Raw genomic sequence first — 24,534 nt, 5'->3', positions numbered from 1 at the left:
GGCCGAACGTGGGAGCGTGGGGTTCGGACCCCATCCGCATCCCGGAGCCTCAGGAGCCCCCAGGAGCTCCTCGTAACCTCCGGAGCCTCGCGGCCTCGCGGCCTCGGCCTTGCGGCTTTGCCGACCTTGCAGCTTTGCAGTTTTGCGTAGAGAGGGACATCCATGCGCGACGCGTACCACGAGGAACTGGACTCGATCGGGGAGAGCCTGGTCGAGATGGCCCGGCTCGTCGGTTCGGCGATCGGGCGCGCCACGACGGCGATGCTCGACGCGGACCTGAAGCTCGCGGAGAGCGTGATCGCCGCGGACCAGAAGGTCGACGACCTCCAGCACGACCTGGAGGCGCGGGCGATAGCGCTGCTCGCGCGCCAGCAGCCGGTGGCGACGGACCTGCGGATCGTGGTGACCTCGCTGCGGATGAGCGCCGACCTGGAGCGCTCGGGCGACCTGGCGCAGCACGTGGCGAAGCTGGCGCGGCTGCGGTTCCCGGAGTCGGCGGTGCCGCGGGACCTGCACGCGACCATCCTGGAGATGGGGCAGCTCGCGCAGCGCCTGATGGCGAAGGCGGCGGAGGTCATCATCACGAAGGACGTCGACCTGGCGCTCCAGCTCGAGCAGGACGACGACGAGATGGACCTGCTGCACCGGACGCTGTTCCGGCACCTGATGGACGACCGGTGGAAGCACGGCATCGAGACGGCGGTGGACGTGACGCTGCTCGGCCGGTACTACGAGCGGTTCGCGGACCACGCGGTGTCGGTGGCGAAGCGGGTGGTCTACCTGGTGACGGGCGAGCACGCGGACGAGCTCCAGGCGGCGGACGCGCCGGTGGAGGGGGCGTAGCCCCTTGTCGGGGCGGTGGGGGGTCGTGCCCGGGGCGGGCCGGGTCCGCGCTCGGGGTTGTTCGGGGGGCGCGCGGTGGTGCGGGCTCCGGTGCGCCGTTGATGCGCCCGTCCGGGTGGGCATGCAATGGGGGGAGGCGATCCGCGCCTCGAAAGGGAGGGACCCCCATGGCCGATTCCCCGATGACGACCGACTCCGGGCCGGAGCCGCCGCGCGAGGCGGTCCTGTTGCCCGTCCTCGGCGCCTGCGGCTGCGGCTCGGGCTGCGGCTGCGGCTGCCAGTCGGGAGCGCCGTGCCAGTGCGGGGGCTGCTCGGGCTGACGCGCGTACACGGGGCAGGGGTGCGACAAGCCGCGCCCCTGCCCCTTTCTACGGGAGATCGAGCACGCCGACGACCTGCTGTCCGCTCGTCTCCCCGGTGGTGCGGAACCCGAGCCGGCGGTAGAAGGCGCCGGGCCCGTCGTCGCCGGGCTGCCAGGTGACGTACATCTGCCGCGCACCGCGCCGCCGCAGCTCGTCGGCGACGGAGAGGACGGCGAAGCGCCCGTACCCCTTGCCCTGCGCGTCGGCGGAGACGTTGAGCCGCCAGAGCCCACTGCGACGGTCGCCGGGGTCCTCCTCGCTCCACGGGAGGTCGAGGAAGGCCATGAGGAACCCGACGAGCCGCTCCCCGTCGAAGACGAGCCGCGGCCAGGCGGCCTCCCCGAAGGCGTAGGCCTCGGCGAGGGACCGCACGACGGGCGCGACGTTCGCCTCCTGGTGGGGATGGACGCGGAGGTCGAGGGCGGCGTCGACGGTGGCGGGGGTGACCTGCTCCAGGCGGAGTGCCGTACGGGGGGCGTTCTTGGGGCTCGGGGCGTCGGGGGCGTCGGGGGCGTCGGGGGCGTCGCTCATGATCGGGACGCTAGCGGGGGCACCCGCATCCGTCGTGTGATGTACGTACGTACATCGAGATGCGTCCCGGCTGATACGACGTACTCGGCGAGACCTCCGCCGTGCCGTCTGCTTGACTTCGTTCGGCTCCGGCCGTCTTCGTGGCCCGAGCGGAGGGGAGCGCACGCATGCCGCTGGAATTCGGACTGTGGCGGGTGGACGGCAGGCCCGTGCGGGTGGTGACGCGGCCGATGCCGCTGGAGTCCCGGCTCGAAGGGCTGATCGAGGCGGACCCGGGGATCCTGGGGACGCCATTGATGCTGATCGGCCGTCAGGTGCCGACGCGGCACGGGAAGTTCGTGGACCTCCTCGGCATGGACGCCGAGGGCAACCTGCACGTGCTCGAACTCAAGCGGGACCGCACGCCCCGCGACGTGGTCGCGCAGGTCCTCGACTACGGCTCCTGGGTCCAGGAGCTGTCCAACGAACAGGTGCGCGACATCTACGGCACGTACGCGCGCGAGCGGAACCTGCCGGAGGAACTGGACGAGGCCTTCGCGCTGAGGTTCGGCGGCAGCCCGCCGGAGGCCCTGAACTCCACCCACTCCCTGACGATCGTCGCGAGCGAGGTCGACGCGGCGACGGAACGGATCGTCGGCTACCTGGCGTCCGGCTTCCGGGTGCCGGTCAACGTGCTCTTCTTCCGGTACTTCGAGGACGAGGGGCGCTCCTACCTGGCGCGCACCTGGCTGATCGACGACGTCGAGACGGCGGCTCCGGCGACGGGGGCGAAGGCACGCGGAAAGCAGGAACCCTGGAACGGAACGGACTGGTACGTCTCGTTCGGCGACGAGCGCGAGGGCCGGAACTGGGACGACGCGCGCCGCTACGGCTTCGTGTCGGCCGGCGGCGGGGAGTGGTTCTCCCGCACGATGCGCTCCCTGCCGGTCGGGGCGCGCGTGTTCACCCACATCCCCAAGGTGGGGTACGTGGGGGTCGGCACGGTGTCGGGCGAGGCCCGGCCCTTCGAGGACGCCCTCCTGGCCGTGGACGGCGAGCACCGGCCCATGGCCGACCTGCCCCTGGCGGGCACCTACCGCCGGGACGGGGCGGAGGCCGCGCAGGACGGACCGGACGCCCCGCAGAACGGCGAGGACCGTCGCGAGTGGATCGTCCCGGTCACCTGGGAACGCGCCGTCCCCCGCGAACAGGCCCTGTGGCGCCCGGGCTTCTTCGCCAACCAGAACTCCGCCTGTAAACTCCGCGCCCGCTTCACGCTCGACGAGGTCTCCCAGCACTTCGGCATCAGCGAGGGACCTGTCGAGTCCTAAGCAGTCGAAACGACACATGCCGTTAGGCATCGCTCCGTGCGAGCGGGAGATAGATCCACAGTCGGTGGAGCGGCTAGAAAAACCTGCAACAGGTCACCACGATGGCCTCGCGGGGTGGCACGGGGCTCTTGGACGTCTGCTAGATCGTGGTTCGGGCGGCCCGTTCGCGGAGTTCCTGCGCCTCCGGGACGCCGTCGTAGCGGCGCAGGCGGACGCGCATGTCCTGGAGGGCGGCCTGGACCTTGACCGAGCGGATGCCGTCGGCGCAGTCGAGGAAGTCGCGCCAGGTGGACAGGGCGCCGTCGACGTCGCCTTGGCGAAGGCGGACGCCGCCGAGGTCGGCGAGGACGATGGCGCGGGTGCGGCGGCGGTCGAGGCCGTGGATGTCGAGGGCGAGGTGCTCCTCGGCGGCGACGAGGTCTCCGAGCCGGGCGAGGATCATGCCGGATTCGTGGGCCCAGCGACCCGGGGAGTAGTGGGCGGCCCAGGAGTCGCCGTTCGCGGTGGCCGGCTTGCCGATGGCGGTCTCGGACAGGGCGAGGTGCTTGGTGGCCATACGGCGGTCGTCGTCCTGGGCGGCGGCGTTGGCGAGGGTGGCCTCGTAGTAGGCCACGGCTCGCGGATTGTCGAGATTGTGGCCGTACTCCACGCAGGCCTCGCCGAGTTGGACGGCTTCGGCGCGGTAGCCGAGGTCGACGCACTGCACGGCGAGGCCACGGAGGGCCGTCGCCGACAGCTCCGGGTCGCCTGCTTCGGCCGCCAGGCGGAAGGCGTGGGCGTAGTAGCGCTGGGCGAGTCCGCGCAGTTCGGGGGTGTCGCCTTCGTCCTGGGCCATCCAGCCGGCGAGGTGCACGAGCTGGGAGGTCGCGGCGAACAGGTCGCGACCGATGGCTTCGGTGAAGCGGCCCTCCAGCCAGGGGGCTACGTCCTGGGTGAGGTAACGGACGGCCAGATGGCGGGCGTGTCCACCGCCGAGCTCGGAGGCGGAGTCGCCGAGGGCCTTGACCATGTGGCGTACGGCGGCCACTTCGCCCTGGCCGACGCGGACTGCTCCGGGGAGGGCGGCCTTGGTCCGGCGGGTGATGCTGTCCATGTCGGGCAGGCCGAGTGCGGACAGCGCGTATCCGCTGGAGGCGAGGATGAACTCCCGGCGTTCCACGTCGCTCCTTCCCAAGTGCAGGACTGATGCCACGGTATCGGTGTGAGGTGCCGCAGGCATGGGCTCCGGGAGGTTGATCGCCTCCGGGTCCAGTGCCAGCACCCGCGCGATGTAGGGCCACCAGTGGCCGGGGGTCCGTTCGCCCTCGATCCACCGCCGGGCGTGCTGGCGCTGCAGGCGGCGCGGATCACCGCATTCGGCAAGACCGAGTGCGCGTGCCAACTCCGAAGGACCCCAGCCACGTTCCTGGCAAGCCCGTTTGATCAGTTCCGCGACGGCCGGGTTCCTCGGCACCCCGTCATCCTCCCCACCTGGATTACGCGGGATTACGCAGGGCTACATCCTGGGCCCTGTCCCAGGAGCGTGGTCCGCCGTTCACTGAACATCACCCCGCAGAGCTCCGAATGGCTCGAGCAGGCCCCATCCAGGGCCTGTTGGCGCCTGCCCCGACACGTGAGAGGACCCGACGGTGGAGATGCCCACAGACAGCGCACGAACCCGCACGATCCCGCGCCCGCGACGGCTCAGTGCCGCTTGGCACCCTGCCGTACGCGAGGCGACGCGGTGAGCAGTTCCCCGTTGTCCGACCCGCTGGAGACGGTCCTGAGCTGGATCTGGGCCCTTGGCACGGCCGCCGGGCTCGCCACGGTCGGCCTTCTGGCCCACACCGAGCACTCCTCCGCGCCGGCCTCGTCGGGGCAGCCGACGCTCAGCGCCGAGGACGTTCCGCCGGTCGACGGACCCGTATAGACCCTCCGGCCTCGGCCTGTCTTCCCCGGCCGGGGTCGGAGCCCACCTCGTTCGCCGCAGGCCGTCCACGGTGCCTCACCGACGTACCCCTCTCTTTCCGCATCACCCGTGAAGGGAAGCCGATGTCCAGCCCGTACAACAGCGACACGTGTCCCCTGACCTCAAGCCCGAGGAGATCGCCCACGTCCTGCGGGGAGCCATCCGTGCCGGAGGCCTCGGAGCCGGGGCAGCGCTCTGATCCGTCCCCGAACCGGAAGGCCGTCGCCGTCGCGTACGGCGCGGCCCGGTAGCCGGTCCGGCGGCCCACGCACGGCCCACGGAACGAATCAGCCCCCTCCCCGCAGAGAAACCGCAGGCAGGGGGCCCGTTCGTGCGTCAGGGCAGGGCTACTTCTTCTTGCCCTGGTTCTTCACGGCCTCGATCGCCGCCGCCGCCGCCTCCGGGTCGAGGTAGGTGCCGCCCGGGTTGAGGGGCTTGAAGTTCTCGTCGAGTTCGTAGGCGAGGGGGATGCCGGTCGGGATGTTGAGGCCCGCGATGTCCGCGTCCGAGATGCCGTCCAGGTGCTTGACCAGGGCGCGGAGGCTGTTGCCGTGGGCGGCGACCAGGACCGTGCGGCCGGTGAGGAGGTCCGGGACGATGCTGTCGTACCAGTACGGGAGCATCCGCTCGACGACGTCCTTGAGGCACTCCGTGCGCGGGCGCAGCTCCGGCGGGATCGTCTGGTAGCGGGCGTCGTGGGCCTGCGAGTACTCGCTGTCGTCCGACAGGGCCGGCGGCGGGGTGTCGTACGAGCGGCGCCACAGCATGAACTGCTCCTCGCCGAACTCGGCGAGCGTCTGCGCCTTGTCCTTGCCCTGGAGGGCGCCGTAGTGGCGCTCGTTCAGGCGCCAGGAGCGGTTCACCGGGATCCAGTGGCGGTCCGCCGACTCCAGGGCGAGCTGCGCCGTGCGGATGGCGCGCTTCTGGAGGGAGGTGTGCAGCACGTCGGGCAGCAGACCGGCGTCCTTGAGCAGCTCGCCGCCGCGCGTCGCCTCCTTCTCGCCCTTCGCGGTGAGGTTCACGTCCACCCATCCGGTGAACAGATTCTTCTCGTTCCACTCGCTCTCGCCGTGGCGGAGGAGGATCAGCTTGTACGGTGCGTCGGCCATGCGTACGAGCCTAATCGACCTCCGGCGATTGACGCGCGTCGTCAATTGAGTGGTGTCCGGCATGAGAGATGCGTAAGTTACGCACAGCCACATAGGGGCTTACGCACGCCAGGGGGCGCCACACATGTCCATCAGTACGCTCAGACGATCGGCCCGCGAGACGGTCTCCGGTCTTCCGCCCGGCTTCTGGTGGCTCTGGCTCTCCACCCTCGTCAACCGGACCGGCGCCTTCGTCCTCACCTTCCTCTCCCTCTACCTGACCGTCGAACTCGGGCACTCCGCCTGGTTCGCCGGGCTCGTCGTCGCCCTCCACGGCCTGGGCGGCGTCGCCGGATCCCCGCTCGGCGGGATGCTCACCGACCGCTGGGGCCGCCGCCCCACCATGGTCACCATGCACCTCGCGGGCGCCGCCTGCGCCGCCGCCCTCGCCGTCGTCACCAGCGCCTGGGGCATCGCCGCCGTCGTCCTGCTGATGGGCGTCGCCATGCAGGCCGTCCGGCCCTCCATCAACGCCACCATCGCCGACATGGTCCCCGCCCACGACGTGCGCCGGGCCTACGCCCTCAACTACTGGGCCCTCAACCTCGGCTTCGCCGTCGCCTCCCTCGGCGGCGGCGCCGCGGCCTTCCTCGGCTACCGCACCCTCTTCGTCGTCGACGCCCTCGCCACCGTCCTGTGCGCCGTCATCGTCTACCTGCGGCTTCCCGAGACCCGGCCCGAGCGGCGGACCTCCACGGAGGAGAAGTCCGCCGCCGAGCCGAAGGTCAGCATGCTCTCCGTGCTGCGCGACGCGCCCTTCCGCACGCTCGTGCTGCTCAACCTGCTCGTCTGCCTCGTCTTCACCGCTCCCTGGATCGGGCTTCCGCTCACCATGGCCGACCAGGGGCTCTCCGCCTCCTCCTACGGTGCCGTCATCTCCGTCAACGGCGTCGTCATCGTCGGCTTCCAGCTCCTCGTCAACAAGCTCACCGACAAGCGCTCCCCCGTCCTCCTCCTCGTCCTCTCCTCCCTCCTCTTCGCCCTCGGCACCGGCGCCACCGCCCTCGCCGGTTCCTCCGTCGCCTTCGCCGCGACCGTGGTCGTCTGGACCGTCGGCGAGATGATCCACGTGCCCACCAACGCCGCCGCCACCGCCCGCCTCGCCCCCGAGCACGCCCGCGGCCGCTACCAGGGCGTCATGGGCATGTCCTGGGCCGTCGCCGGTTTCGTCGCCCCGATCCTCGCCGGTGCGATCGTCGACGGGTCCGGGCCCGACGTGCTGTGGGCGGCCACGGCCGCGATCGGCGTCCTCGCCGCCGCCGGATACGCCACCAAGCTGCGCAAGGCCCTCGCGGAGGACGAGGAGACGGGGGCCGTCGTCTCCCCGACCGTTCCCGTTCCCGCGCCCGTACCCGGTCCCGTGTCCTCTCCCGCGCCCGCCCCCGTCGTCGTGAAGGGCGAGGACGCCCCCCAGGGCCCTCCCGTCGGCACCTGAACCGTCGGCACCTGAACCATCAGCGCCTGAACCATCGGCACCCGAACCGCCGACACCCGAACCGCCGGCACCCGGGTCTCACCCGTCCGTCCACTCCGCCCATTTCTTCAGGGCGAACCCCCCGCCCTCCCTGCGCACTTCGGCCGCCCCCGCCCCGCCGAAGTGCGCGGGTACGACCAGTTCCCGCCGGTCCGCGGCCCGTTCCAGAATCCGGCGGCGCCCGGCCTCCGCCCCCGCCGGGTCCATGCAGAAGCAACTGTTGTGCGAGGGCTCCAGGAGCTGTACGGGGCTGTGGACGAGGTCCCCGACGAAGACCGCCCGGTCTCCCCCGGACTCCAGGCGCAGCACCGACGACCCGGGGGTGTGGCCGGGCAGGGACTCCAGCGTCAGGTTCCCGTCGATGCGGTGCCGCCCGTCCCACAGCACCGCCAGGCCCTCGCGGTGCACGGGCGCGACGCTGTCCTCGTACACGAGCCGGTCCTGCGCGCGCAGACCGCCGCCGTACGCGTTCCCCGGGCCGAAGTGGGCGTCGTCGGCCGCCGGGAGGAGGTACCGGGCGTTCGGGAAGGCCGGCACCCACTCGCCCGGCGCGTCGCCGGGCCGGGTGTTCCAGCCGACGTGGTCCGCGTGCAGGTGCGTGTTCACGACCACGTCCACGTCCTCGGGCCGTACGCCCGCCCGCTCCAGGCCCCCGAGGAGGTCGTCCCGGCGCCGGTGGAAGAGCGGCGCCGCCGGGCGCTCGCGCCCGTCGCCCACCCCCGTGTCGACCAGGACGGTCCGGCCCCCGCTGCGCAGCACCCAGCTCTGCAGCGCCATCCGCGCGCTGCCGTCCTCCGGGTTCCAGTGGTCCGGCGCCAGCCACTCCTCGTTGTCCGCCCACAGACCGGGGCCGGCCCCCGGCACGAGGTCGCGGGCCGGCCCGAACGGGCCCCGCCACTCCACGACCCGGACGACCTCGACGTCCCCCAGGACCATGCGCTGTGCGTTCTCTTCGCTCATGCCGTCGAGCCTAGGGAGGCGCCGGCGGGCCGCTCGATGCCGTACGACATGCCCGTACGGCACCGGGGAGGCAGGGGCCCGTGGTCACTCCGCCGGCTTCGGCGGGGGCGTCTTCCCCAGCAGGTTCTTGAACGCGTCCAGGTTCCGGGTCGACTCGCCCCGCGACACCCGCCACTCGTACTCGCGCCGGATCGACGTCGCGAAGCCCAGCTCCAGGAGGGTGTTGAAGTCGCCGTCCGCCGCCTCCAGGACCGAGCCGAGCAGCCGGTCCAGCTCCCCGGGCGTGACGGCGGCGAGCGGGAGCTTGCCGGTCAGGTAGACGTCGCCGAGGCCGTCGACGGCGTAACCCACCCCGTACAGCTTGAGGTTGCGCTCCAGGAGCCAGCGGTGGACGCCCGCCTCGTTCTCGTCCGGGTGACGGACGACGAAGGCGTTGAGCGAGAGGGAGTGACGGCCCGCGCGGAGGGAGAGCGTCGTGAAGAGCTTGCGCGTGCCCGGGAGCTTGACGACGTAGGAGCCCGGTTCCGGGGACTCCCACTCCAGTTCCGCGTCGTCGAGCGTGGACTCGATCGTCTGCCGGACGTCCTCGGCGGTCTTGTCCTCAGCCATGGTGGGAGCGTACGCGACGCCGGCCCTCGCGCAGCCGGTGGTCGTGCAGGGCGGCCGTGTAGACGTCCGCCGTGGCCGAGGCCGCCGTGTCCCAGCCGAAGGAGCCCGCGTGCGCCGCCGCCGCCTCGCCCATCCGGTCCGTCAGGGCCGGGTCGTCGACGAAGCGGCCGAGGGCCCGCGCGTAGTCCGCCGGGTCGTGGCCCTGCACGAGGAAGCCGGTCTCGTCGTCCCGTACGGCCACGGGCAGGCCGCCCACCGCCGCCGCGACGACCGGGGTGCCGGCCGCCTGCGCCTCTATGGCGACCAGGCCGAAGGACTCGCTGTACGAGGGCATGACGAGGACGCTGGCCGCGCGGAACCAGTCCGCGAGCCGCTCCTGCCCCACCGGCGGATGGAAGCGCACGATGTCCGCGATGCCGAGCCGGGCGGCGAGCTTCTGGAGCCCCTCCGGCTTGGCCAGGCCGCTGCCGCTCGGGCCGCCGACCACCGGGACGACCATGCGGGAGCGCAGGGACGGGTCCCGGTCCAGGAGCCGGGCGGCCGCCCTGAGCAGGATGTCCGGGGCCTTCAGCGGCTGTATCCGGCCGGCGAAGACCGGCACGAAGGCGTCCTGCGGCAGCCCGAGCCGGGCGCGGGCGGCGGCGCGCCCGTCGGCGGGGCGGAAGCGGTCGAGGTTGACGCCCGGGTGGACGACCGCGATCTTGCCGGGGTCCGCGTCGTAGAAGCGGGCCAGCTCGTCGGCCTCCTCGGCCGTGTTGGCGATCAGCCGGTCGGCGGCGGAGACGATCTGGGTCTCGCCGATCACGCGGGCCGCCGGCTCGGGGGTGTCGCCCTCGGCGAGCGAGGCGTTCTTGACCTTCGCCATGGTGTGCATCGCGTGGACGAGCGGGACGCCCCAGCGCTGGGCGGCGAGCCAGCCGACGTGGCCGGAGAGCCAGTAGTGGGAGTGGACGAGGTCGTAGTGGCCGGGGCGGTGGCCCGCCCACGCCTGCATCACGCCGTGCGTGAAGGCGCAGAGCTGGGCCGGCAGCTCCTCCTTGGCCAGGCCCTCGTACGGGCCGGCGTCCACGTGCCGCACGAGCACGCCCGGGGTCAGCTCGACCACCGGGGGCAGGCCGCCGGTGGTGGACCGGGTGAAGATCTCCACCTCGATGTCGATGGCCGCGAGGCGCTTCGCCAGCTCGACGATGTAGACGTTCATGCCGCCCGCGTCGCCGGTGCCCGGCTGGTGCAGCGGCGAGGTGTGGACGCTGAGCATGGCCACGCGCCGGGGGGTGCGGGGCCGGCCGGGGAGCCGGAGCCGGGCCGGCGCCGGGTGCCGGTGGCGGGTACCGGCGAACCGGGACACGTACTGGCTCACGTCGGCGGTCCTTCCGCTCGGGCGCCGGGACCGGGGCCGGGGGCGGAGTCGGGGTCGCGCACCGGGTCTTCGGTCTTCGGCTTTCGGGCTGAGCTGTTCGGGCGGGTCGAGCTGTTCGAGCGGGCTGAGCTGGGTCAGGCGGGTCGAGCTGAGGCGAGCGGGTTGAGCGGTTCGGGCGGGCCGAGCTGCTCGGTCGTGCGGTCGGGCCGGGCCGTGCGGTCGGGCAGCACGGCCGGAGGGCGCGGTGCGTCCTCCAGCCGCGACAACAGCGGAATGACCCCTTTCCATTCCGGTGACGGGGGCGTTTTGCCAATTCATTGCCGGGGCGGCCCCGCCCTCCGCACCCCTTACGCTCTTCGCATGGCCCCGCGCACCACCCGCCCCGTCGGCACGCCCACCCGCGGGACCACCAACCCCAACCGGCTGCGCCGCATGGACCGCTGGATCGCCGCCGTCCACGGGGCCGCCCTGCGCGGCTCCCCCGAGCCGCCGCTCGCCGTCGACCTCGGGTACGGGGCCGCCCCCTGGACCGCCGTCGAACTGCTCGCCCGGCTGCGCACCGCCGACCCCCGCACCCGGCTGTACGGCATCGAGATCGAGCCCGCCCGGGTCGAGGCCGCCCGGCCGTACGAGCACGAGGGGCTCTCCTTCCTGCACGGCGGCTTCGAGGTGCCGGTCCCCGGCCGGGTCTCCCTGATCCGGGCGGCGAACGTGCTGCGCCAGTACGACGAGGAGCGGGTCGCGGCCGTCTGGGAGCGCCTGTGCGGGCGGCTCGCCCCGGACGGGTTGCTCGTGGAGGGCACCTGCGACGAGATCGGGCGCCGGCACGTGTGGGTGGCGCTCGGCCCGGACGGGCCCCGCACGGTGACCTTCGCGACCCGGCTCGGTTCGCTCGACCGTCCGTCCGACCTGGCGGAACGGCTGCCGAAGGCGCTGATCCACCGGAACGTGCCGGGCGAGCCGGTGCACGCCTTCCTGCGGGACTTCGACCGGGCGTGGGCGGCGGCCGCCCCGTACGCCTCGCTCGGTGCGCGCCAGCGCTGGATCCGCTCCGTGCGCGACCTGGCGGCGGACTGGCCGCTGACGGACGGTCCGCGGCGGTGGCGGCAGGGGGAAGTGTCGGTGCGGTGGGAGGCGCTGGCGCCCCGCGGGTGACCGGGTGGGTGGCGAGGACGGCTCCCGGCCGGGCGGCCGGCCCTTCCCCTTCCCCAACTTCCCCTGAATTCTTTTCCCGTGGGGAACGCCCCTCCCGCCACACACGTCACCCTTGTGGGGAACGCGTCCGACAGGCCCGACTTTCCCTTGTTACTTTCCGGTTTCGCATGGCACTATCGCCAAGGCCAGCGCCGGGTTACTGACGGTAAATCAGTTGTGGGTCATCCGAGGGGGAGTTCGTGAACCGACGCCGCCGTGCCGCCGCGATCACGGTGATGTGCGCCTTGGCCGTGCTGGCCTCCCCCGCGCTGACCCTCCAGGCGTCCGCCGCGCCGCTTCCCCCTCCGCCGCCGAAGAAGAGCCTGGAGGAGGTGCGCAAGGAGATCGACGACCTGTACCGGCAGGCCGCCGTCGCCACCGACGCGTACAACCTCGCCGAGGAGAAGTCCAAGGAGCAGTCCGCCGAGATCGTCCGGGTCAACCGGCTGCTCACGGAGGGGCGCGAGAAGATCGACGGCCTCAAGGCCAAGGCCGGCGCCGCCGCCCGCTCCCAGTACCGCAACGGCGGGCTCCCCGAGGGCGCGCAGCTCATCCTCACCAACGATCCGCAGCTCTTCCTCGACGCGGCGGGACGCATCAAGGACGGCGCGAAGGCCACCAAGGACCTCCTCGCCGAGATGACCCGCACCCAGGCCTCGCTGGACGTCTACGCCAAGGAGGCGAGCGACCACTGGACCAGGCTGGAGGCCAACCGCGTCCGCCAGGCCAAGGCGAGGAAGGAGATCAACGGCAAGATCGACGCGGCCGAGAAGCTGGAGTCCGAGCTCGCCGCCGAGGAGCGGGAGCGGCTGCGCCGCCTGGAGGAGCTGGCGCAGAAGGAGGCCCAGAAGAACTGGCTCCGGGCCGGCGCCCTCGCCGGACCGAAGGCGGAGGCGACCGGGGAGGGCCTGAGGGCGGTCGAGTTCGCGACGGCCCAGATCGGCAAGCCGTACGGGTGGGGCGACGAGGGCCCCGACGCGTTCGACTGCTCCGGCCTGACCCAGAGCGCCTGGGCCGCGGCGGGCCGCGGGATCCCGCGCACCTCGCAGGAACAGTGGCGGCTGCTGCCCCGCGTGGACGTCAAGGACATGCGGCCGGGCGACCTGATCGTCTACTTCAAGGACGCGAGCCACATCGGGATGTACGTCGGGAACGGGATGATCGTCCACGCGCCGCGCCCGGGACGGAGCATCACCCTCGCGGGCGCGGGCTCGATGGAGATCCTGGGGGTCGTCCGCCCGACGGACCCGGTGGGACCTACCGGACGATGATGCCGGCGGGGCCGACCGGACCGTGAGACCGGCGGGACCAACCGGGCCGTGACGCCGACGGAACCGGTCGCCCGGTGCGACCGGAGCAGTCGGTGTGACCGTCGCGGACGGCACGGACGCCGCACCCGGGGCGGATGCCGCACCCCCGCACCCCGCACCTCCCCCGGGCCCCGCCCCGCCCCCGTACCCCCGACGTGACGGAGAAAAGCCCGGCTCACCAGGGCCCCGTCTCTTCCCGCGTGACCTTTCTCATTGCCTCCGGCCCCTCCCCGCGGGCCGCGCGGGGGCGAGTACCTCCCCTTCCGCGGCATATGCCAACCGTGACGCGCGCACTCACAGCCGATCTCCATTCCGCTGCGCACCGCCCTACCGCTATGGTCCGGGACGGGCGGAGTGCCACCCGGCGCCCCGCCCGCCTCCGGGGGGAGGGAAGGAAAACCGGACCGATGCCCGTATCCGTACCGCGTCAGAGAAACGTCTCTGCCGCCTCGGGCCCCGGCGACGCCATCGATACGGACGCCACCGATACGGACGCCAGCGCCATGGACGCCACCGCTATGACAGGCACAGTCACCGGCACCGACCGCACCGATCTGACCCTCCTGGTCGTCGAGGACGACCCGGCGGGCGCCCTCGCCGTACCCGAACTCCTCGACGCGGCGGACGCCGCCGGCACCCGGGTCCGCATCCGTACCGCCCGCAACCTCACCGAGGCCGAACGGCTCCTCACCGACGACGTCCACTGCGTCCTCGTCGACCTCTCGCTGCCCGGCCCCCGCGCCGCCGCGGGCGACGACCCGCTCGCCCCGCTCCGGCACATCCTGCGCCTCGCCCCGCGCCACGCCGTCCTCGCGCTCGCGACCTCCGCCGACGCGGAGCTGGCGGCCGAGGCGGTACGGGTCGGGGCCCAGGACCACCTCTTCCGCGAGGAGCTCGACGGGCGGCTGCTCAGCCGGGCCATCCGGTACGCGGTCGAGCGCAAGCGGGCCGACGCCGTGCAGGTGAAGCTGGCCGAGTCCCGGCTGCGGGCCCAGGAGAACGCCCGCCTGGAGCGCGGGCTGCTCCCGACGCCGCTCCTGGAGGGCTCCGACCTGCGGTTCGCGGCCCACTACCGGCCCGGCCGGTCGCGCGCGCTGCTCGGCGGCGACTTCTACGACGTGGTCCGCACCCCGGACGGCACCGTCCACGCCATGATCGGCGACGTCTGCGGGCACGGCCCGGACGAGGCGGCGCTCGGGGTCGAGCTGCGGATCGCCTGGCGGGCCCTGACCTTCGCGGGCCTGTGCGGGGACGAGCTGCTCTCGACGATGCAGCAGGTCCTGGAGCACGAGCGGGAGAGCGAGGAGATCTTCGCGACGCTCTGCACGGTGGACATCGCGCCCGACGGACGCCGGGCGGGCCTGTGCCTGGCGGGGCACCCGTCGCCCCTGATCGCCCGGCAGGGACGGGCGGCCCGGCTCCTCCCGTACGAGGACGGCGGCCCGGCCCTGGGGCTGCTGCCGCGCGCCCGCTGGCCGCGCCGCCAGGTGGAGCTGGGCGGGGCGTGGAGCCTGCTCATGTACACGGACGGGCTGATCGAGGGCCGCTCGGCCGGGCCCGGTTCGCCGCGCCTCGGCCAGGAGGGGATGGTCGCGATGATGAACCGGCAGTTGGCCGAGGGCCTGCGGGGCGAGGAGCTCCTGGAGGCGGCCGTGACGGAGGTCCGGGCCCTGAACGGCGGCGAGCTGACGGACGACGTGGCCGTCCTGGCCCTGGAAAGGGACAGGACCCGGGGATAGCCCCGGGCCCTGTCGCCCACTCGTTCTCGTTCTCCGGTGCCGCTACCGGCCGCCGTTGTAGGGGCCGTACGGTCCGTCGCTGCTGGAACCGCCGCCGCGGCGGCCGCCGCCCGAGACCTGCGCGAGCGCGGGGCGCACGTCCACCATGAAGACGATGGCGGCGATCACGCCGGCGATCTGCAGGAACAGCATCGGCAGGAGCAGGTTCAGGACGAGGTTGACGCCCAGGAGGATCAGCCAGAACTTCTTCGTCTGCTTCTCCGCGGCGCGGTAGGCGTCCTCGCGCGCCATGGCGGCGAAGACGAGCGCGGTGACGGCGAAGCCGGTGAAGACCAGGAACATCACCAGGTTAAGGAGGGAATCGAATCCCGCGCGCAACATGCTGAGCACCGCCTAGTGGGGATGGGGGAGAGCGCCTCACGGTCAAGGTACCCGGTACGGCGCTCCGTGTACCCGTACGGGGCCCGCCCCTACTCCTTCTCGGCGGCGACCGACACCTTCTTGGCGGGCGCCTTGCGGGTGGAGGCCTTCTTGGCGGGCGCCTTCCCGGTCTCGGCTCCGGCCTGGGCCTCGGCCTCGGCCCGGATCGTCCCGACGGTCTTCGCCCCGGCGGCGGGCTCGGCGGTCGCACCGGCGGGCTTCGGCTCCGAACCGGGCTCGACGGCGATGGCGATCTCGGTGATCTCCTCGGCGGCCTCGCCGCGCCAGGTGCGGACGGTCTCCTCGCCGTGGGCGGCGACCTCCTCGTACTTCTCGCGCGCCTTGACCGCGTACTCGGCGGCGACGCCGACCCCGCGCAGGGCGAGGTCCTGGGCGGTCTCGCCGAGCTTCTTGAGGTCGGTGTCGAGGACCTCGACGACCTCGGCGAACTTCGTCCGGGCGGTGGCCTGGGCCTCCTTGGCCCGGTCGGTCACCTTCTCCTGCACGACCTTCGGGTCGGTCTTCCGCACGGCCTCGATGCGCGCGGGCGCCTCGGCGGCGATCTGCTCGATCAGGCCGGGAACCTTCCGGGCCTGCCGCACGGCGAGGTCGGCGGTGCCGGCGGCGAAGTAGAGGGGGGTGCGCAGTTCGTCGATGATGGCCATGCTGGTGGTCCTCCCGGATGTGGCGTACGGACTAGCTCGAAGGCGGTTCGTCGGCATCGGGTGCGGGCGCGGTGGCGGGCGTGCCGGCGGAGGCGGCCTCGGCGGCGTTCTCCTTGCGGAACGAGTCGTAGATCTGGAGCAGCACCTGCTTCTGCCGCTCGTTGATCGAGGGATCGGCCAGGATGACGGCCCGCGTCTCCAGCTCCTCCCGCTCCTTCTCGTCGAGGATCCCGGCCCGCACGTAGAGCGTCTCGGCGGAGATCCGCAGCGCCTTCGCGACCTGTTGCAGCACCTCGGCGCTGGGCTTGCGCAGCCCCCGCTCGATCTGGCTCAGGTACGGGTTCGACACCCCGGCGGCCTCGGCGAGCTGCCGCAGCGAGAGCTGCGCGCTCCTCCGCTGCTCGCGGAGGTAGTCACCGAGATTGCCGACGTTGAGCGATGCCATGCTCCGACCATGCCAGCCCGTGCTAACTTTTGCAAGCGACTGCTTGCAAAAGTCGCTCTCGTGTCAAGCGCGACCGCAGCGAGCGCGACCGCGGGCCCGGAGAAGGGCGAGGGTGGGAAGCAGGATGCGGTGGAAGGGTGCGGTCCGGCGGCGGGGGTGGGTGATCGCCGGGTTCGCCGTGGTGACGGCGGGTCTTCTGCTGTTCCACCGGGGCGTGCCCGGTTCCGTGGGAAGCCTGCTGGAGTCGTTCCTGCCCTGGCTCGGCCCGGTGGTCGTGGTGCTGCTCGGGCTCGCGCTGCTGCGCCGTTCCGGCGTCGCGCTGGCGGCGCTCGTCCTGCCGGTGGCGGCCTGGGCGTACGCGTGCGGCGGGCCGCTGCTGCCCGGGGAGGGGACGGGACCCGGGGCGTACGGGCTCGTCGTCGTGCAGCACAACGTGAGCGACGAGAACCCCGACCCGGCGGGCACCGCCCGCGCGCTGGCCGGGACCGGGGCCGATCTCGTCGCCCTGGAGGAGCTGGTGCCGCCGGCGCTGTCCGTCTACGAGGAGACCATCGCGTCCGCTTATCCGTACCACGCCGTCCACGGCACGGTCGGGCTCTGGTCGAAGCACCCGCTCGCGGGGGCGCGGCCGGTGGACCTCAAGCCCCGGGGGATCACCGAGCCCTGGGAGCGCGGGCTGCGGGCCGTGGCCCGGACGCCGGGCGGCGACGTCGCGGTGTACGTGGCCCACCTGCCCTCCGTACGCGTCCGGGCGAGCGGCCTCGCGTCCTCCTGGCGCGACGAGAGCGCCGGGCGGCTCGGGGACGCCGTCGCCGCGGAGGGGGCGGGGCCGGTGATCCTGCTCGGCGACCTCAACGGCACCGTCGACGACCGCGGCCTCGACCCGCTGACCTCGCGGATGGACGTGGCCCGGCGCGGCCTCGCCTTCAGCTTCCCCGCCGCCTTCCCGGTGGCCCGCATCGACCAGGTCATGGCCCGTTCGGCGACCGTCGGCCGGATCCGCACCCTGCCCGCCACCGGCAGCGACCACCTGCCGGTCCTCGCCCGGGTCACGCCGGGTTGAGAACTAGGGCCTGTCCGGCGGATCAGGGTCGCGGCCCCGGCCATGATCCGCCGGACGGGCCCTAGGGGGTGTCAGGCCATGATCCGCCGGACAGGCCCTGGCCCGCCAGGCCGTCCAGCCACTCCGCCAGGGCCTCGAAGTCCGTGTCCGTGAGGCCGTCGCGGGGGTCGACGCGGTGGAGGAGGGCCCGGCCCGAGTGGTGGACGGCCACCCAGGCCCGGTCGGCACCGGTGATCTCGTCGTCCACCCAGACGAAGGGCCGGCCCGCGGCCCGGGCCACGAGGGGGCGGGTCTTCCAGTGGCGGCCCGTGCGCATGCGCTCGGCCATGTCCTCGTCGGTCTCGTCCGGCCAGAACACCACCGGCAGCTCCGGCAGGCCGAGCCAGGGCGCGACGTACGCGTTCGCGTCGTCCATCCACGTCGTCGCCCACACCAGCTCGCACCCCGTCGCCGCCAGGCGCGGCCCGAGCCCGGGGTCTACCCGCGCGAGCAGCGGGTTCATGCCCTCGTCCGGCCGGCCGGCGGGCGGGAGGTACGTCGGGTAGCCCTCCGGGTGCCGCGCCGACGGCCCTCCGAAGGGGATGAGAGGGCCGTCGACGTCCAGGAAGAGGAGGGGGAGGGGCGAAGGGTTGCGTCGCCGGCTCCGTCGTTCCGCGGTCACGTGCGCACCGTACGCGGAAGGGGCGTCCACCGGATCCCCGAAGGCCCTGATCGGGCGTCCGCGCCGTGCCATCCTGGGAGGGTGAGCGGGAAGGCGAACCTGGAGGACCTCGTACGGCTGCGGCGCGCACGCGACACGATGGACCGCGATTACGCGTCGCCCCTCGACGTCCCCGCCCTGGCGCGGGTCGCCCTGATGTCGACGGGGCACTTCGCGCGGAGCTTCCGCGCCGCCTTCGGCGAGACGCCGTACGGCTACCTGATGACCCGCCGCGTCGAGCGGGCCAAGGCCCTGCTGCGGCGGGGAGACCTGAGCGTCACCGAGGTCTGCTTCGCGGTGGGGTGCACCTCGCTCGGGTCGTTCAGCTCGCGCTTCACCGAGCTGGTCGGGGAGACGCCGAGCGCCTACCGGGCCCGTGACCACGAGGAGGGGGCCGAGATCCCCGCGTGCGTCGCGAAGGTGCTCACCCGGCCCGTCAGGAACAGGTAGCCGACGGGGAGCCGCCGGTTCCCGAACGGTCAGGATCGGAGAAGCGGGGCCCCGGTCCGCCGCCGTAGCGTCGACGGCATGGACATCACCCTCTCCCAGTGCTTCATCGCCGTCGACGACCACGACGAGGCGCTCGCCTTCTACCGCGACGCCCTCGGCCTCGACGTCCGCAACGACGTCGGTTTCGAGGGGATGCGCTGGGTGACCCTCGGGTCGCCCGCGCAGCCCGGCGTGGAGATCGTCCTCGAACCGCCGCTCGCCGACCCGGGCGCCTCCCCCGCCGACCGGCAGGCCGCCGCGGAGCTGCTCGCCAAGGGGCTGCTGCGCGGCGTGATCTTCTCCACCGACGACGTCGACGCCACCTTCGAACGGATCCGGCAGTCCGGCGCCGAGGTCCTCCAGGAGCCGTTCGACCAGCCGTACGGCGTCCGCGACTGCGCCTTCCGCGACCCGGCCGGGAACATGATCCGCTTCGCCCGGCGCCGTACCGCCGGCTGACCCCGCAGCACCGCCTCCCGCCGTGGCAGCATGGGCCGGGGGCGACAGGGAGGGCGGGGCATGGCGGTCGAGCGCGTCTGGCTGGACGTTCCGTACGCCGAGAAGGACGAGGCGAAGCGCGGCGGCGCCCGCTGGGATCCGGCGGCCAAGCGGTGGTACGCGCCCCGGCCGGGGATCGCCGCGCTCGCCCGGTGGACCGCCGCCGCCGACGTGCCCGAGCTGCTGCCCGGGGAGGACCGGAGCCTCGGCAGCGGCCTCTTCGTCGACCTCGTGCCCCGGACCTGCTGGTTCACCCACGTACGTTCCTGCGTCGCTCCGGCCGACTGGGAGCGGCTGCGCCGGATGATCACCCGCCGGGCCGGGCAGCGCTGCGAGGCCTGCGGGGCGGGCGAGGACCGTGCGGCCCGGCGGTGGCTGGAGGCCCACGAGCGCTGGACCTTCGACGAGGCCGCCCGCGTGCAGGCCCTCAAGCGGCTCATCTGCCTGTGCACCGACTGCCACACCGTCACGCACTTCGGCCTCGCCCAGGTGCGCGGCCTCCAGGACCGGGCCCTCGCCCACCTGCGGGAGGTCACCGGGATGAGCGAGGCGCGGGCGCGCGAGCACGTGGAGGTCGCCTTCGAGGTCTGGGACCACCGCTCCCGGTACGACTGGGAGCTCGACCTCGGCATCCTCACCGGCGCGGGCGTCACCCTCGCCGCGCCCCCGAACGCCGACGCGCGCGCCCGGGCCGCGGTGGAGACGCTGAACGGGCCGGGCGGCGGCACGCCGTAGCCCGGGTACGGGAGCCCACTTCCTCCGCTTCACGACGATCCGCCACGGAACGTTCCTCGCTACCCTGGCCGCATGACCTCCATGGCCCCCGCCCGCACCGAGCCCGACCTCTCCTACCTCCTCGACCACACCAGCCACGTGCTGCGGACCCGGATGTCGGCCGCCCTCGGGGAGATCGGGCTCACCGCCCGCATGCACTGCGTCCTGGTCCACGCCCTGGAGGGGGAGCGCACGCAGGCGCAGCTCGCCGAGATCGGGGACATGGACAAGACGACCATGGTGGTGACCGTCGACGCCCTGGAGAAGGCCGGTTTCGCCGAGCGGCGGCCGTCCGGCACGGACCGGCGGGCGCGGATCATCGCCGTGACCGAGGCGGGAGCGGAGGTCGCGGCGAAGAGCCAGCAGATCGTCGACGGAGTGCACGAGGAGGCCCTCTCCCCGCTCCCCGACGACGAGCGCGCGGTGCTGCTCCGCGCCCTGGACCGCCTGGCCACCGGCCCTCTGGAGACCCCCGTCGAGAGCCCGAGGCCCGCCCGCCGGGCCCGTCAGCGCGGGTGAGCGGTCCCGGGACTCGGTTCCGTAAAAACAGTCCGCAACAAAGCCTTCCGCTGACGCCTCTTCTGTCGCCCCCTCCGGCGGGAGAGTCCTCATGCGCACGCCCGCATCCGCCTCCCGCCGCCTCGCTCCTCGCGGGCGCCGAACTCACCTCCCCGCACGGGGAGTCGGTACCCGCAAGTACTCCGGAAGCTCCTGCGCGTGGACGAGCGCCAGGCGCGACACGGCTCGGGTGAGCGCCACGTACAGCCGGTTCGCGCCGCGCTCCTCGGCCGCCGCGATCGCGGCCGGTTCGACCACCACGACGTGGTCGAACTCCAGGCCCTTGGCGAGGGCGGCGGGCAGGACGGTCACCCGCTCCGGCGCGCCGTGCGCACCCGCCACCGCCTCCGCCACCGGGCCCGCGAGGGCGTCGGGCGCGATCACGCCCACCGAGCCCTCCGCCGTGAGCGCCGCCCGTACCGCCTCCCGGGCGCCGGCGAGGAGGTCCGCCGTCCGGTGGACGGTCACCTCGCCGTCCGTGCGCGCCGAACGGCCCGGCGGGACGTCCGCGCCCAGGTGCGGCAGGAGCCGGTTGGCGAGGTCCACGATCGCCGCCGGGACCCGGTGGCCGAGCGTCAGGGGCACCACCCGCGCCTCCGGCTTCCCCAGGTGGGCCAGTTGCCCGCGCCAGTCGCGGGCGGCCCACGGGGTGGTGCCCTGGGCCAGGTCCCCGAGGACGGTGAGCGAGCCGAAGGCGGTGCGGCGGGCGACGGCCCGGCACTGCATGGGCGAGAGGTCCTGGGCCTCGTCCACGACGACGTGGCCGTAGCCCCCGGGGCGTTCGATCAGGCCCGCGAGCTCGTCGAGGAGGACGAGGTCGGCGGCGGACCAGCGGGCCGTGCGGTACGAGCGCGGGGGCCGGGTCCAGCGGATCGCGTCCCGCTCGGCGGCGGTCAGGTCCGTGACGCCGCCCGGGGCCGGGTCGGCACCGCTCGGGTCCGTGCCGCCTCCCGGATCCGTACCGCTCGGGTCCGTACCGCCTCCCGGATCCGTACCGCTCGGGTCCGTACCGTCGCCCGGATCCGCCCCTCCCGGGTCCGCGAGCAGCTCCGTCAGGACCTCCTCCGGGGTCGTCTTCGGCCAGCACGCGTCCAGGAACGCCGTCACCGGGCGCGACCGTTCGATCCGGCGCGTCCAGGCCGTGCCCCGGGGCCCCGACCGGCGTTCGGCGAGCGACCGGAGGGCCCGGACGACCCGGGCGCGGACCCGCTCGCGTCCCGTGGCGTAGGGCGGCGCCTCCTCCCGTACCGCCGTGACGATCGCGGCGAGTCCGGCGGCCGGGAGCCGCCAGTGGTAGGCGCCGTCGGGGACGGTCAGGTCGTCCGCCGGGGACGGGTCGACGCGGGCGTACAGCGCGCGGCGCAGCACCTCCGCCATCCGGGCGTCGTGCTTGACCCGGGCCGCCGCGTCGCCGTCCTCGGCGCGTACCGGATGGCGGGCGATCTCCTCGTCCAGGGTGGTCTGGCGGATCCCGGTCTCGCCGAGCGCGGGCAGCACCTCCGCGATGTACGCGAGGAAGGTCCGGTGCGGACCGAGGACGAGGAGGCCGGAGCGGCGGATCCGCTGCGGGTGGGTGTAGAGCAGGTACGCGGCCCGGTGCAGGCCCACGGCGGTCTTGCCGGTGCCGGGCGCGCCCTGCACGCACAGGGAGGCGGCCGGGTCGGAGCGCACGAGGTCGTCCTGGTCGGGCCGGATGGTGGCGGCGATGTCCCGCATGGGGCCGGTCCGGGGGCGCTCGATCTCCCGGGCGAGCAGGATCCCGGCCGCCCCTTCCCCGCCGTCCGCGAGGTACTCGTCCTCCAGGGCCGTCAGGTCCTCCGGGGCGCCGGAGCCGTTCGGGGCCCAGCCGAAGCGGCGGCGGCGCAGGACGCCCTGGGGGTCGTGGGCGCCGGCCTGGTAGTAGGCGCGGGAGACGGGGGCGCGCCAGTCGACGACGAGCGGCGGGGCGGCCGGGTCCTCCGCGATCCGGCGGCGGCCGATGTGGTGGGTCTGGCCGTCCTCGCGGTCGAGACGGCCGAAGAACAGCGGCCCCGGCGGCTGCTCCCCCATCTCCTTGGCCCGGCCGCGCAGATGGCGGCCGAGGGCCTCGGCGTCGGCGCCGGAGGCGGCCGTGTCCTCGCCGGTGACGACCTGCCCGGCCGCGTCCTCGGTCATGCGGGCCAGGGCGGCGCGGCAGGCGTCGTGGTGGGAGCGCTCGCGGGCGAGCTCGGAATCCGGGTGGGCGGCGGGGTCCAGTGACGTCATTCCGACGAGCCTAACGTAAAACGTTACTGGGTTACATTTTTTACTCGGTCAGGCCACTGCTCCGTACGGAAGCCCCTCCCGCAGCGTCCCGAACGCCTTCCCCGCCGCCGCCACCGCGTCCGTCGCGACCGCGTCCGCCGTCTCGCCGCCCGCGATCCGGGCCGCGTTCCCGTCCGCGAGGATCCGGAGCACGGCCACGATCTGCCCGGCGGCGAGCCGCGCCACCAGGGGGTCGCCGCCGAGCGCGCCCGCTAGGGCCGCCTCCGCACCGGCCTGGTACGCGTGGAGGCGGGCGAGCAGCGCCGGGGTGCCGTAGAGGAGGCGGTGGTACGCCAGGACCTCGGGCGCGTCGCAGAGTCCGGTGACCGGATCGCGCCGCCCCAGGCCGTCGAGCAGGTGCGCGTACAGGGCGTCGAGCGGGGGCGTACCGGCGGCGCGCCCCGCCTCCACCACGCGGGCCGGCTCGTCCTGGTGGTCCGCGAACCGGTGCAGGGCCAGGTCCTCCTTGGCCGGGAAGTACCGGAAGAGGGTCGGCTTCGAGACCTCGGCGGCGGCGGCCACCTCCGCGACGGAGACGCCGTCGAACCCGCGCTCCAGGAAGAGCGCGATCGCCGCGTCCGACAGGGCCTGCCGGGTGCGGGCCTTCTTGCGCTCACGGAGACCGGGCTCGCGGGAGCCGGGCTCGCGGGAGCCGACCGCACGGGCGGCGGGCTCGCGGGCGCCGACCGCACGGGCGGCGGGTTCGCGGGCGCCGACCGCACGGGCGCCGGGCTCGCGGACAGTGGGCCCACGGGCGCCGGATTCCCGGGCGCCGCCCCCCGACGCGCCCGTCACGACCGGGTCCCCTTCCCCGCCACCAGGACCGCGACCCCGTCCAGGATCCGGTCCAGGCCGAAGCGGAACTCGCCCTCCGGGGCGTCGGCGACGTCCAGGACGCCCGAGCCCAGGACCCGCGTCACCGCCGGGTACGCCTCCGGGTCCGCGAGCCGCCGCAGCGTGCGGGCGTACCGGGCCATGACCTCCTCCGGCGGGTCGTCGCCCGCGGCGACCACGGCGGCGAGGTCGGCCGTCATCGCGGCCTCGTTCTTCACGTAACCGGCCACGAGCATGGTCACCGAGAGCACGGAGCCCTCGTCCAGGCCCGTCCCCTCCAGGGCGACGAGGGCCCTCTCCCACCAGGCGACCATGTTCGGGGTCGCGGGCGGCCCGGCGACGGGGACCCGCAGCAGCCAGAGGTTGCGGTGGTAGACCTCGCGCATCGCCCAGGCCCAGGCCGCCATCGCCTCGCGCCAGTCGGTGCCGGGCGGGGGAAGCTCCGGCGGGGCGCCCGTCGCGGCCTCCTGCATCAGGACGTACAGCTCGCTCTTGGCGGAGACGTACCGGTAGAGGGACATGGTCGAGACGCCCAGCTCCTTGGCGACCCGGCCCATGGAGACGGCGTCGAGGCCCTCGGCCGAGGCGAGGGCGACGGCCGCGCCGACGATCCGGTCCAGGGTCAGACCGGGCTTGGGGCCCTTGGCGGGACGCTCCCGCACCCCCCAGGCGGCCTCGATCGCGGGCGGCAGGAAGGACCCGCCACCGACCGCCCCGACCGCCGGGCCGCCGGTACGGTCACCCGACCGCCCGCCCGCCGAACCACCGACGCGCTCCCCCGACCGCCCATCCGCCGAGCCGCCCGCGCGACCGCCCGGCCCCCCGCCCGGCGGGGCGGCCCCCCGCTCGCCCTCCCGGCCGCTCTCGCCGTCCGCCATGACCTTCCGCCTCCGCACCTCGTCCACCTCACGGGCCACGCGCGGACCGTACGAACCGGACCCGCACGCCTCGCACGAGCGCCCGCACGAGCACCCGCACGGGCACCACGCTTGACGCCCATCCTAGTAATGCGTAACC

General features: G+C 73.8%; 27 protein-coding genes. 13 read left to right on the top strand and 14 right to left on the bottom strand.

What is annotated here, in order from left to right:
* Positions 1 to 162: 162 nt before the first annotated feature.
* The gene (gene phoU / locus ACFYNX_RS14830; protein ID WP_030221245.1) at positions 163 to 843 is read left to right on the top strand and encodes a phosphate signaling complex protein PhoU; all 681 of its coding nucleotides are present in this window, start codon (positions 163 to 165) and stop codon (positions 841 to 843) included.
* Between the two features lie 167 nt (positions 844 to 1,010).
* Complete coding sequence (locus ACFYNX_RS14825; protein ID WP_202527725.1) at positions 1,011 to 1,163, top strand: hypothetical protein; 153 nt, start codon at positions 1,011 to 1,013, stop codon at positions 1,161 to 1,163.
* Positions 1,164 to 1,211: 48 nt separating this feature from the next.
* On the opposite strand, the gene ACFYNX_RS14820 is transcribed toward ACFYNX_RS14825, so the two are convergent.
* On the bottom strand, positions 1,212 to 1,736 hold the full coding sequence (locus tag ACFYNX_RS14820) for a GNAT family N-acetyltransferase (protein ID WP_388661670.1): 525 nt from the start codon (positions 1,734 to 1,736) through the stop codon (positions 1,212 to 1,214).
* A gap of 167 nt (positions 1,737 to 1,903) precedes the next feature.
* On the opposite strand from ACFYNX_RS14820, the gene ACFYNX_RS14815 reads away from it, so the two are divergent.
* Positions 1,904 to 3,046, top strand: coding sequence for an endonuclease NucS domain-containing protein (locus ACFYNX_RS14815; protein ID WP_388661668.1), 1,143 nt, complete (start codon positions 1,904 to 1,906; stop codon positions 3,044 to 3,046).
* A 139-nt stretch (positions 3,047 to 3,185) separates the two neighbouring features.
* Here ACFYNX_RS14815 and ACFYNX_RS14810 read toward each other — a convergent pair whose 3' ends face one another.
* Entirely contained in the window at positions 3,186 to 4,205 is a 1,020-nt protein-coding gene (locus ACFYNX_RS14810) for a tetratricopeptide repeat protein (RefSeq protein WP_388661666.1), read from the bottom strand.
* A 564-nt stretch (positions 4,206 to 4,769) separates the two neighbouring features.
* Between ACFYNX_RS14810 and ACFYNX_RS14805 the strand changes: the two genes are divergently transcribed.
* Positions 4,770 to 4,955: a hypothetical protein gene (locus tag ACFYNX_RS14805; RefSeq protein WP_388661664.1), complete on the top strand. Its 186-nt coding sequence runs from the start codon at positions 4,770 to 4,772 to the stop codon at positions 4,953 to 4,955.
* Between the two features lie 386 nt (positions 4,956 to 5,341).
* On the opposite strand, the gene ACFYNX_RS14800 is transcribed toward ACFYNX_RS14805, so the two are convergent.
* The gene (locus tag ACFYNX_RS14800; RefSeq protein WP_388661662.1) at positions 5,342 to 6,103 is read right to left on the bottom strand and encodes a phosphoglyceromutase; all 762 of its coding nucleotides are present in this window, start codon (positions 6,101 to 6,103) and stop codon (positions 5,342 to 5,344) included.
* Positions 6,104 to 6,227: 124 nt separating this feature from the next.
* On the opposite strand from ACFYNX_RS14800, the gene ACFYNX_RS14795 reads away from it, so the two are divergent.
* Positions 6,228 to 7,577 carry an MDR family MFS transporter gene (locus ACFYNX_RS14795; RefSeq protein ID WP_388661660.1) on the top strand — a complete coding sequence of 450 codons (1,350 nt, stop codon included), beginning with the start codon at positions 6,228 to 6,230 and terminating at the stop codon, positions 7,575 to 7,577.
* 78 nt (positions 7,578 to 7,655) lie between these two features.
* Here ACFYNX_RS14795 and ACFYNX_RS14790 read toward each other — a convergent pair whose 3' ends face one another.
* The 4 genes from ACFYNX_RS14790 to ACFYNX_RS14775 form a co-directional block, all read right to left on the bottom strand.
* Positions 7,656 to 8,576: an MBL fold metallo-hydrolase gene (locus ACFYNX_RS14790; protein ID WP_388661658.1), complete on the bottom strand. Its 921-nt coding sequence runs from the start codon at positions 8,574 to 8,576 to the stop codon at positions 7,656 to 7,658.
* Positions 8,577 to 8,660: 84 nt separating this feature from the next.
* Positions 8,661 to 9,185, bottom strand: a complete 525-nt coding sequence (locus ACFYNX_RS14785) for a YbjN domain-containing protein (RefSeq protein WP_365548796.1) — start codon at positions 9,183 to 9,185, stop codon at positions 8,661 to 8,663.
* Positions 9,178 to 10,545, bottom strand: coding sequence for a D-inositol-3-phosphate glycosyltransferase (gene mshA, locus ACFYNX_RS14780; protein WP_125668452.1), 1,368 nt, complete (start codon positions 10,543 to 10,545; stop codon positions 9,178 to 9,180). The genes ACFYNX_RS14785 and mshA overlap by 8 nt, the downstream gene beginning before the upstream one ends.
* A gap of 134 nt (positions 10,546 to 10,679) precedes the next feature.
* Positions 10,680 to 10,811, bottom strand: coding sequence for a hypothetical protein (locus tag ACFYNX_RS14775; protein ID WP_388661656.1), 132 nt, complete (start codon positions 10,809 to 10,811; stop codon positions 10,680 to 10,682).
* Positions 10,812 to 10,905: 94 nt separating this feature from the next.
* Here ACFYNX_RS14775 and ACFYNX_RS14770 point away from each other — a divergent pair, with 94 nt between their 5' ends.
* The 3 genes from ACFYNX_RS14770 to ACFYNX_RS14760 all read left to right on the top strand — a co-directional run bounded on the left by ACFYNX_RS14770 (position 10,906) and on the right by ACFYNX_RS14760 (position 14,788).
* Positions 10,906 to 11,700, top strand: coding sequence for a class I SAM-dependent methyltransferase (locus ACFYNX_RS14770; RefSeq protein WP_388661654.1), 795 nt, complete (start codon positions 10,906 to 10,908; stop codon positions 11,698 to 11,700).
* Positions 11,701 to 11,939: 239 nt separating this feature from the next.
* A complete protein-coding gene (locus tag ACFYNX_RS14765) occupies positions 11,940 to 13,010 on the top strand; it encodes an NlpC/P60 family protein (protein WP_388661652.1) in 1,071 nt (356 codons plus the stop codon).
* Between the two features lie 542 nt (positions 13,011 to 13,552).
* On the top strand, positions 13,553 to 14,788 hold the full coding sequence (locus ACFYNX_RS14760) for a fused response regulator/phosphatase (RefSeq protein ID WP_365548786.1): 1,236 nt from the start codon (positions 13,553 to 13,555) through the stop codon (positions 14,786 to 14,788).
* 42 nt (positions 14,789 to 14,830) lie between these two features.
* Here the strand turns inward: ACFYNX_RS14760 and ACFYNX_RS14755 are convergent, their stop codons facing one another.
* From ACFYNX_RS14755 to ACFYNX_RS14745, 3 genes are all read right to left on the bottom strand, one after another.
* Positions 14,831 to 15,169 carry a DUF2516 family protein gene (locus ACFYNX_RS14755; protein ID WP_365548783.1) on the bottom strand — a complete coding sequence of 113 codons (339 nt, stop codon included), beginning with the start codon at positions 15,167 to 15,169 and terminating at the stop codon, positions 14,831 to 14,833.
* Between the two features lie 89 nt (positions 15,170 to 15,258).
* Complete coding sequence (locus ACFYNX_RS14750; protein WP_365548780.1) at positions 15,259 to 15,873, bottom strand: hypothetical protein; 615 nt, start codon at positions 15,871 to 15,873, stop codon at positions 15,259 to 15,261.
* A 31-nt stretch (positions 15,874 to 15,904) separates the two neighbouring features.
* Positions 15,905 to 16,318 (bottom strand): helix-turn-helix domain-containing protein, encoded by a 414-nt coding sequence (locus ACFYNX_RS14745; protein WP_125668136.1) that lies wholly within the window; start codon positions 16,316 to 16,318, stop codon positions 15,905 to 15,907.
* A gap of 124 nt (positions 16,319 to 16,442) precedes the next feature.
* Between ACFYNX_RS14745 and ACFYNX_RS14740 the strand changes: the two genes are divergently transcribed.
* Positions 16,443 to 17,381, top strand: a complete 939-nt coding sequence (locus ACFYNX_RS14740; RefSeq protein WP_388661649.1) for an endonuclease/exonuclease/phosphatase family protein — start codon at positions 16,443 to 16,445, stop codon at positions 17,379 to 17,381.
* Between the two features lie 61 nt (positions 17,382 to 17,442).
* Here ACFYNX_RS14740 and ACFYNX_RS14735 read toward each other — a convergent pair whose 3' ends face one another.
* A complete protein-coding gene (locus tag ACFYNX_RS14735) occupies positions 17,443 to 18,042 on the bottom strand; it encodes an HAD domain-containing protein (protein WP_388661647.1) in 600 nt (199 codons plus the stop codon).
* A 138-nt stretch (positions 18,043 to 18,180) separates the two neighbouring features.
* Between ACFYNX_RS14735 and ACFYNX_RS14730 the strand changes: the two genes are divergently transcribed.
* The 4 genes from ACFYNX_RS14730 to ACFYNX_RS14715 all read left to right on the top strand — a co-directional run bounded on the left by ACFYNX_RS14730 (position 18,181) and on the right by ACFYNX_RS14715 (position 20,361).
* Entirely contained in the window at positions 18,181 to 18,531 is a 351-nt protein-coding gene (locus ACFYNX_RS14730; protein WP_388662544.1) for a helix-turn-helix transcriptional regulator, read from the top strand.
* A 78-nt stretch (positions 18,532 to 18,609) separates the two neighbouring features.
* Positions 18,610 to 19,029 (top strand): VOC family protein, encoded by a 420-nt coding sequence (locus ACFYNX_RS14725; protein ID WP_365548773.1) that lies wholly within the window; start codon positions 18,610 to 18,612, stop codon positions 19,027 to 19,029.
* 60 nt (positions 19,030 to 19,089) lie between these two features.
* Complete coding sequence (locus ACFYNX_RS14720; protein ID WP_388661645.1) at positions 19,090 to 19,803, top strand: DUF5710 domain-containing protein; 714 nt, start codon at positions 19,090 to 19,092, stop codon at positions 19,801 to 19,803.
* A 72-nt stretch (positions 19,804 to 19,875) separates the two neighbouring features.
* Positions 19,876 to 20,361: a MarR family winged helix-turn-helix transcriptional regulator gene (locus tag ACFYNX_RS14715; RefSeq protein WP_388661643.1), complete on the top strand. Its 486-nt coding sequence runs from the start codon at positions 19,876 to 19,878 to the stop codon at positions 20,359 to 20,361.
* Positions 20,362 to 20,505: 144 nt separating this feature from the next.
* On the opposite strand, the gene ACFYNX_RS14710 is transcribed toward ACFYNX_RS14715, so the two are convergent.
* The 3 genes from ACFYNX_RS14710 to ACFYNX_RS14700 are packed head-to-tail and all read right to left on the bottom strand — an operon-like array spanning position 20,506 to position 24,434.
* Positions 20,506 to 22,644, bottom strand: a complete 2,139-nt coding sequence (locus ACFYNX_RS14710; RefSeq protein ID WP_388661641.1) for a HelD family protein — start codon at positions 22,642 to 22,644, stop codon at positions 20,506 to 20,508.
* 48 nt (positions 22,645 to 22,692) lie between these two features.
* Positions 22,693 to 23,478, bottom strand: coding sequence for a TetR/AcrR family transcriptional regulator (locus tag ACFYNX_RS14705; RefSeq protein WP_388661639.1), 786 nt, complete (start codon positions 23,476 to 23,478; stop codon positions 22,693 to 22,695).
* On the bottom strand, positions 23,475 to 24,434 hold the full coding sequence (locus ACFYNX_RS14700) for a TetR/AcrR family transcriptional regulator (RefSeq protein WP_388661637.1): 960 nt from the start codon (positions 24,432 to 24,434) through the stop codon (positions 23,475 to 23,477). Before ACFYNX_RS14700 ends, ACFYNX_RS14705 begins: the two co-directional genes overlap by 4 nt.
* Positions 24,435 to 24,534: the final 100 nt, after the last annotated feature.

The organism is Streptomyces sp. NPDC007872, assembly GCF_042868165.1.
Lineage (GTDB): Bacteria > Actinomycetota > Actinomycetes > Streptomycetales > Streptomycetaceae > Streptomyces.
The sequence above is the reverse complement of the archived record's forward strand: the minus strand, read 5'-3'. Positions and strand labels throughout refer to the sequence as shown.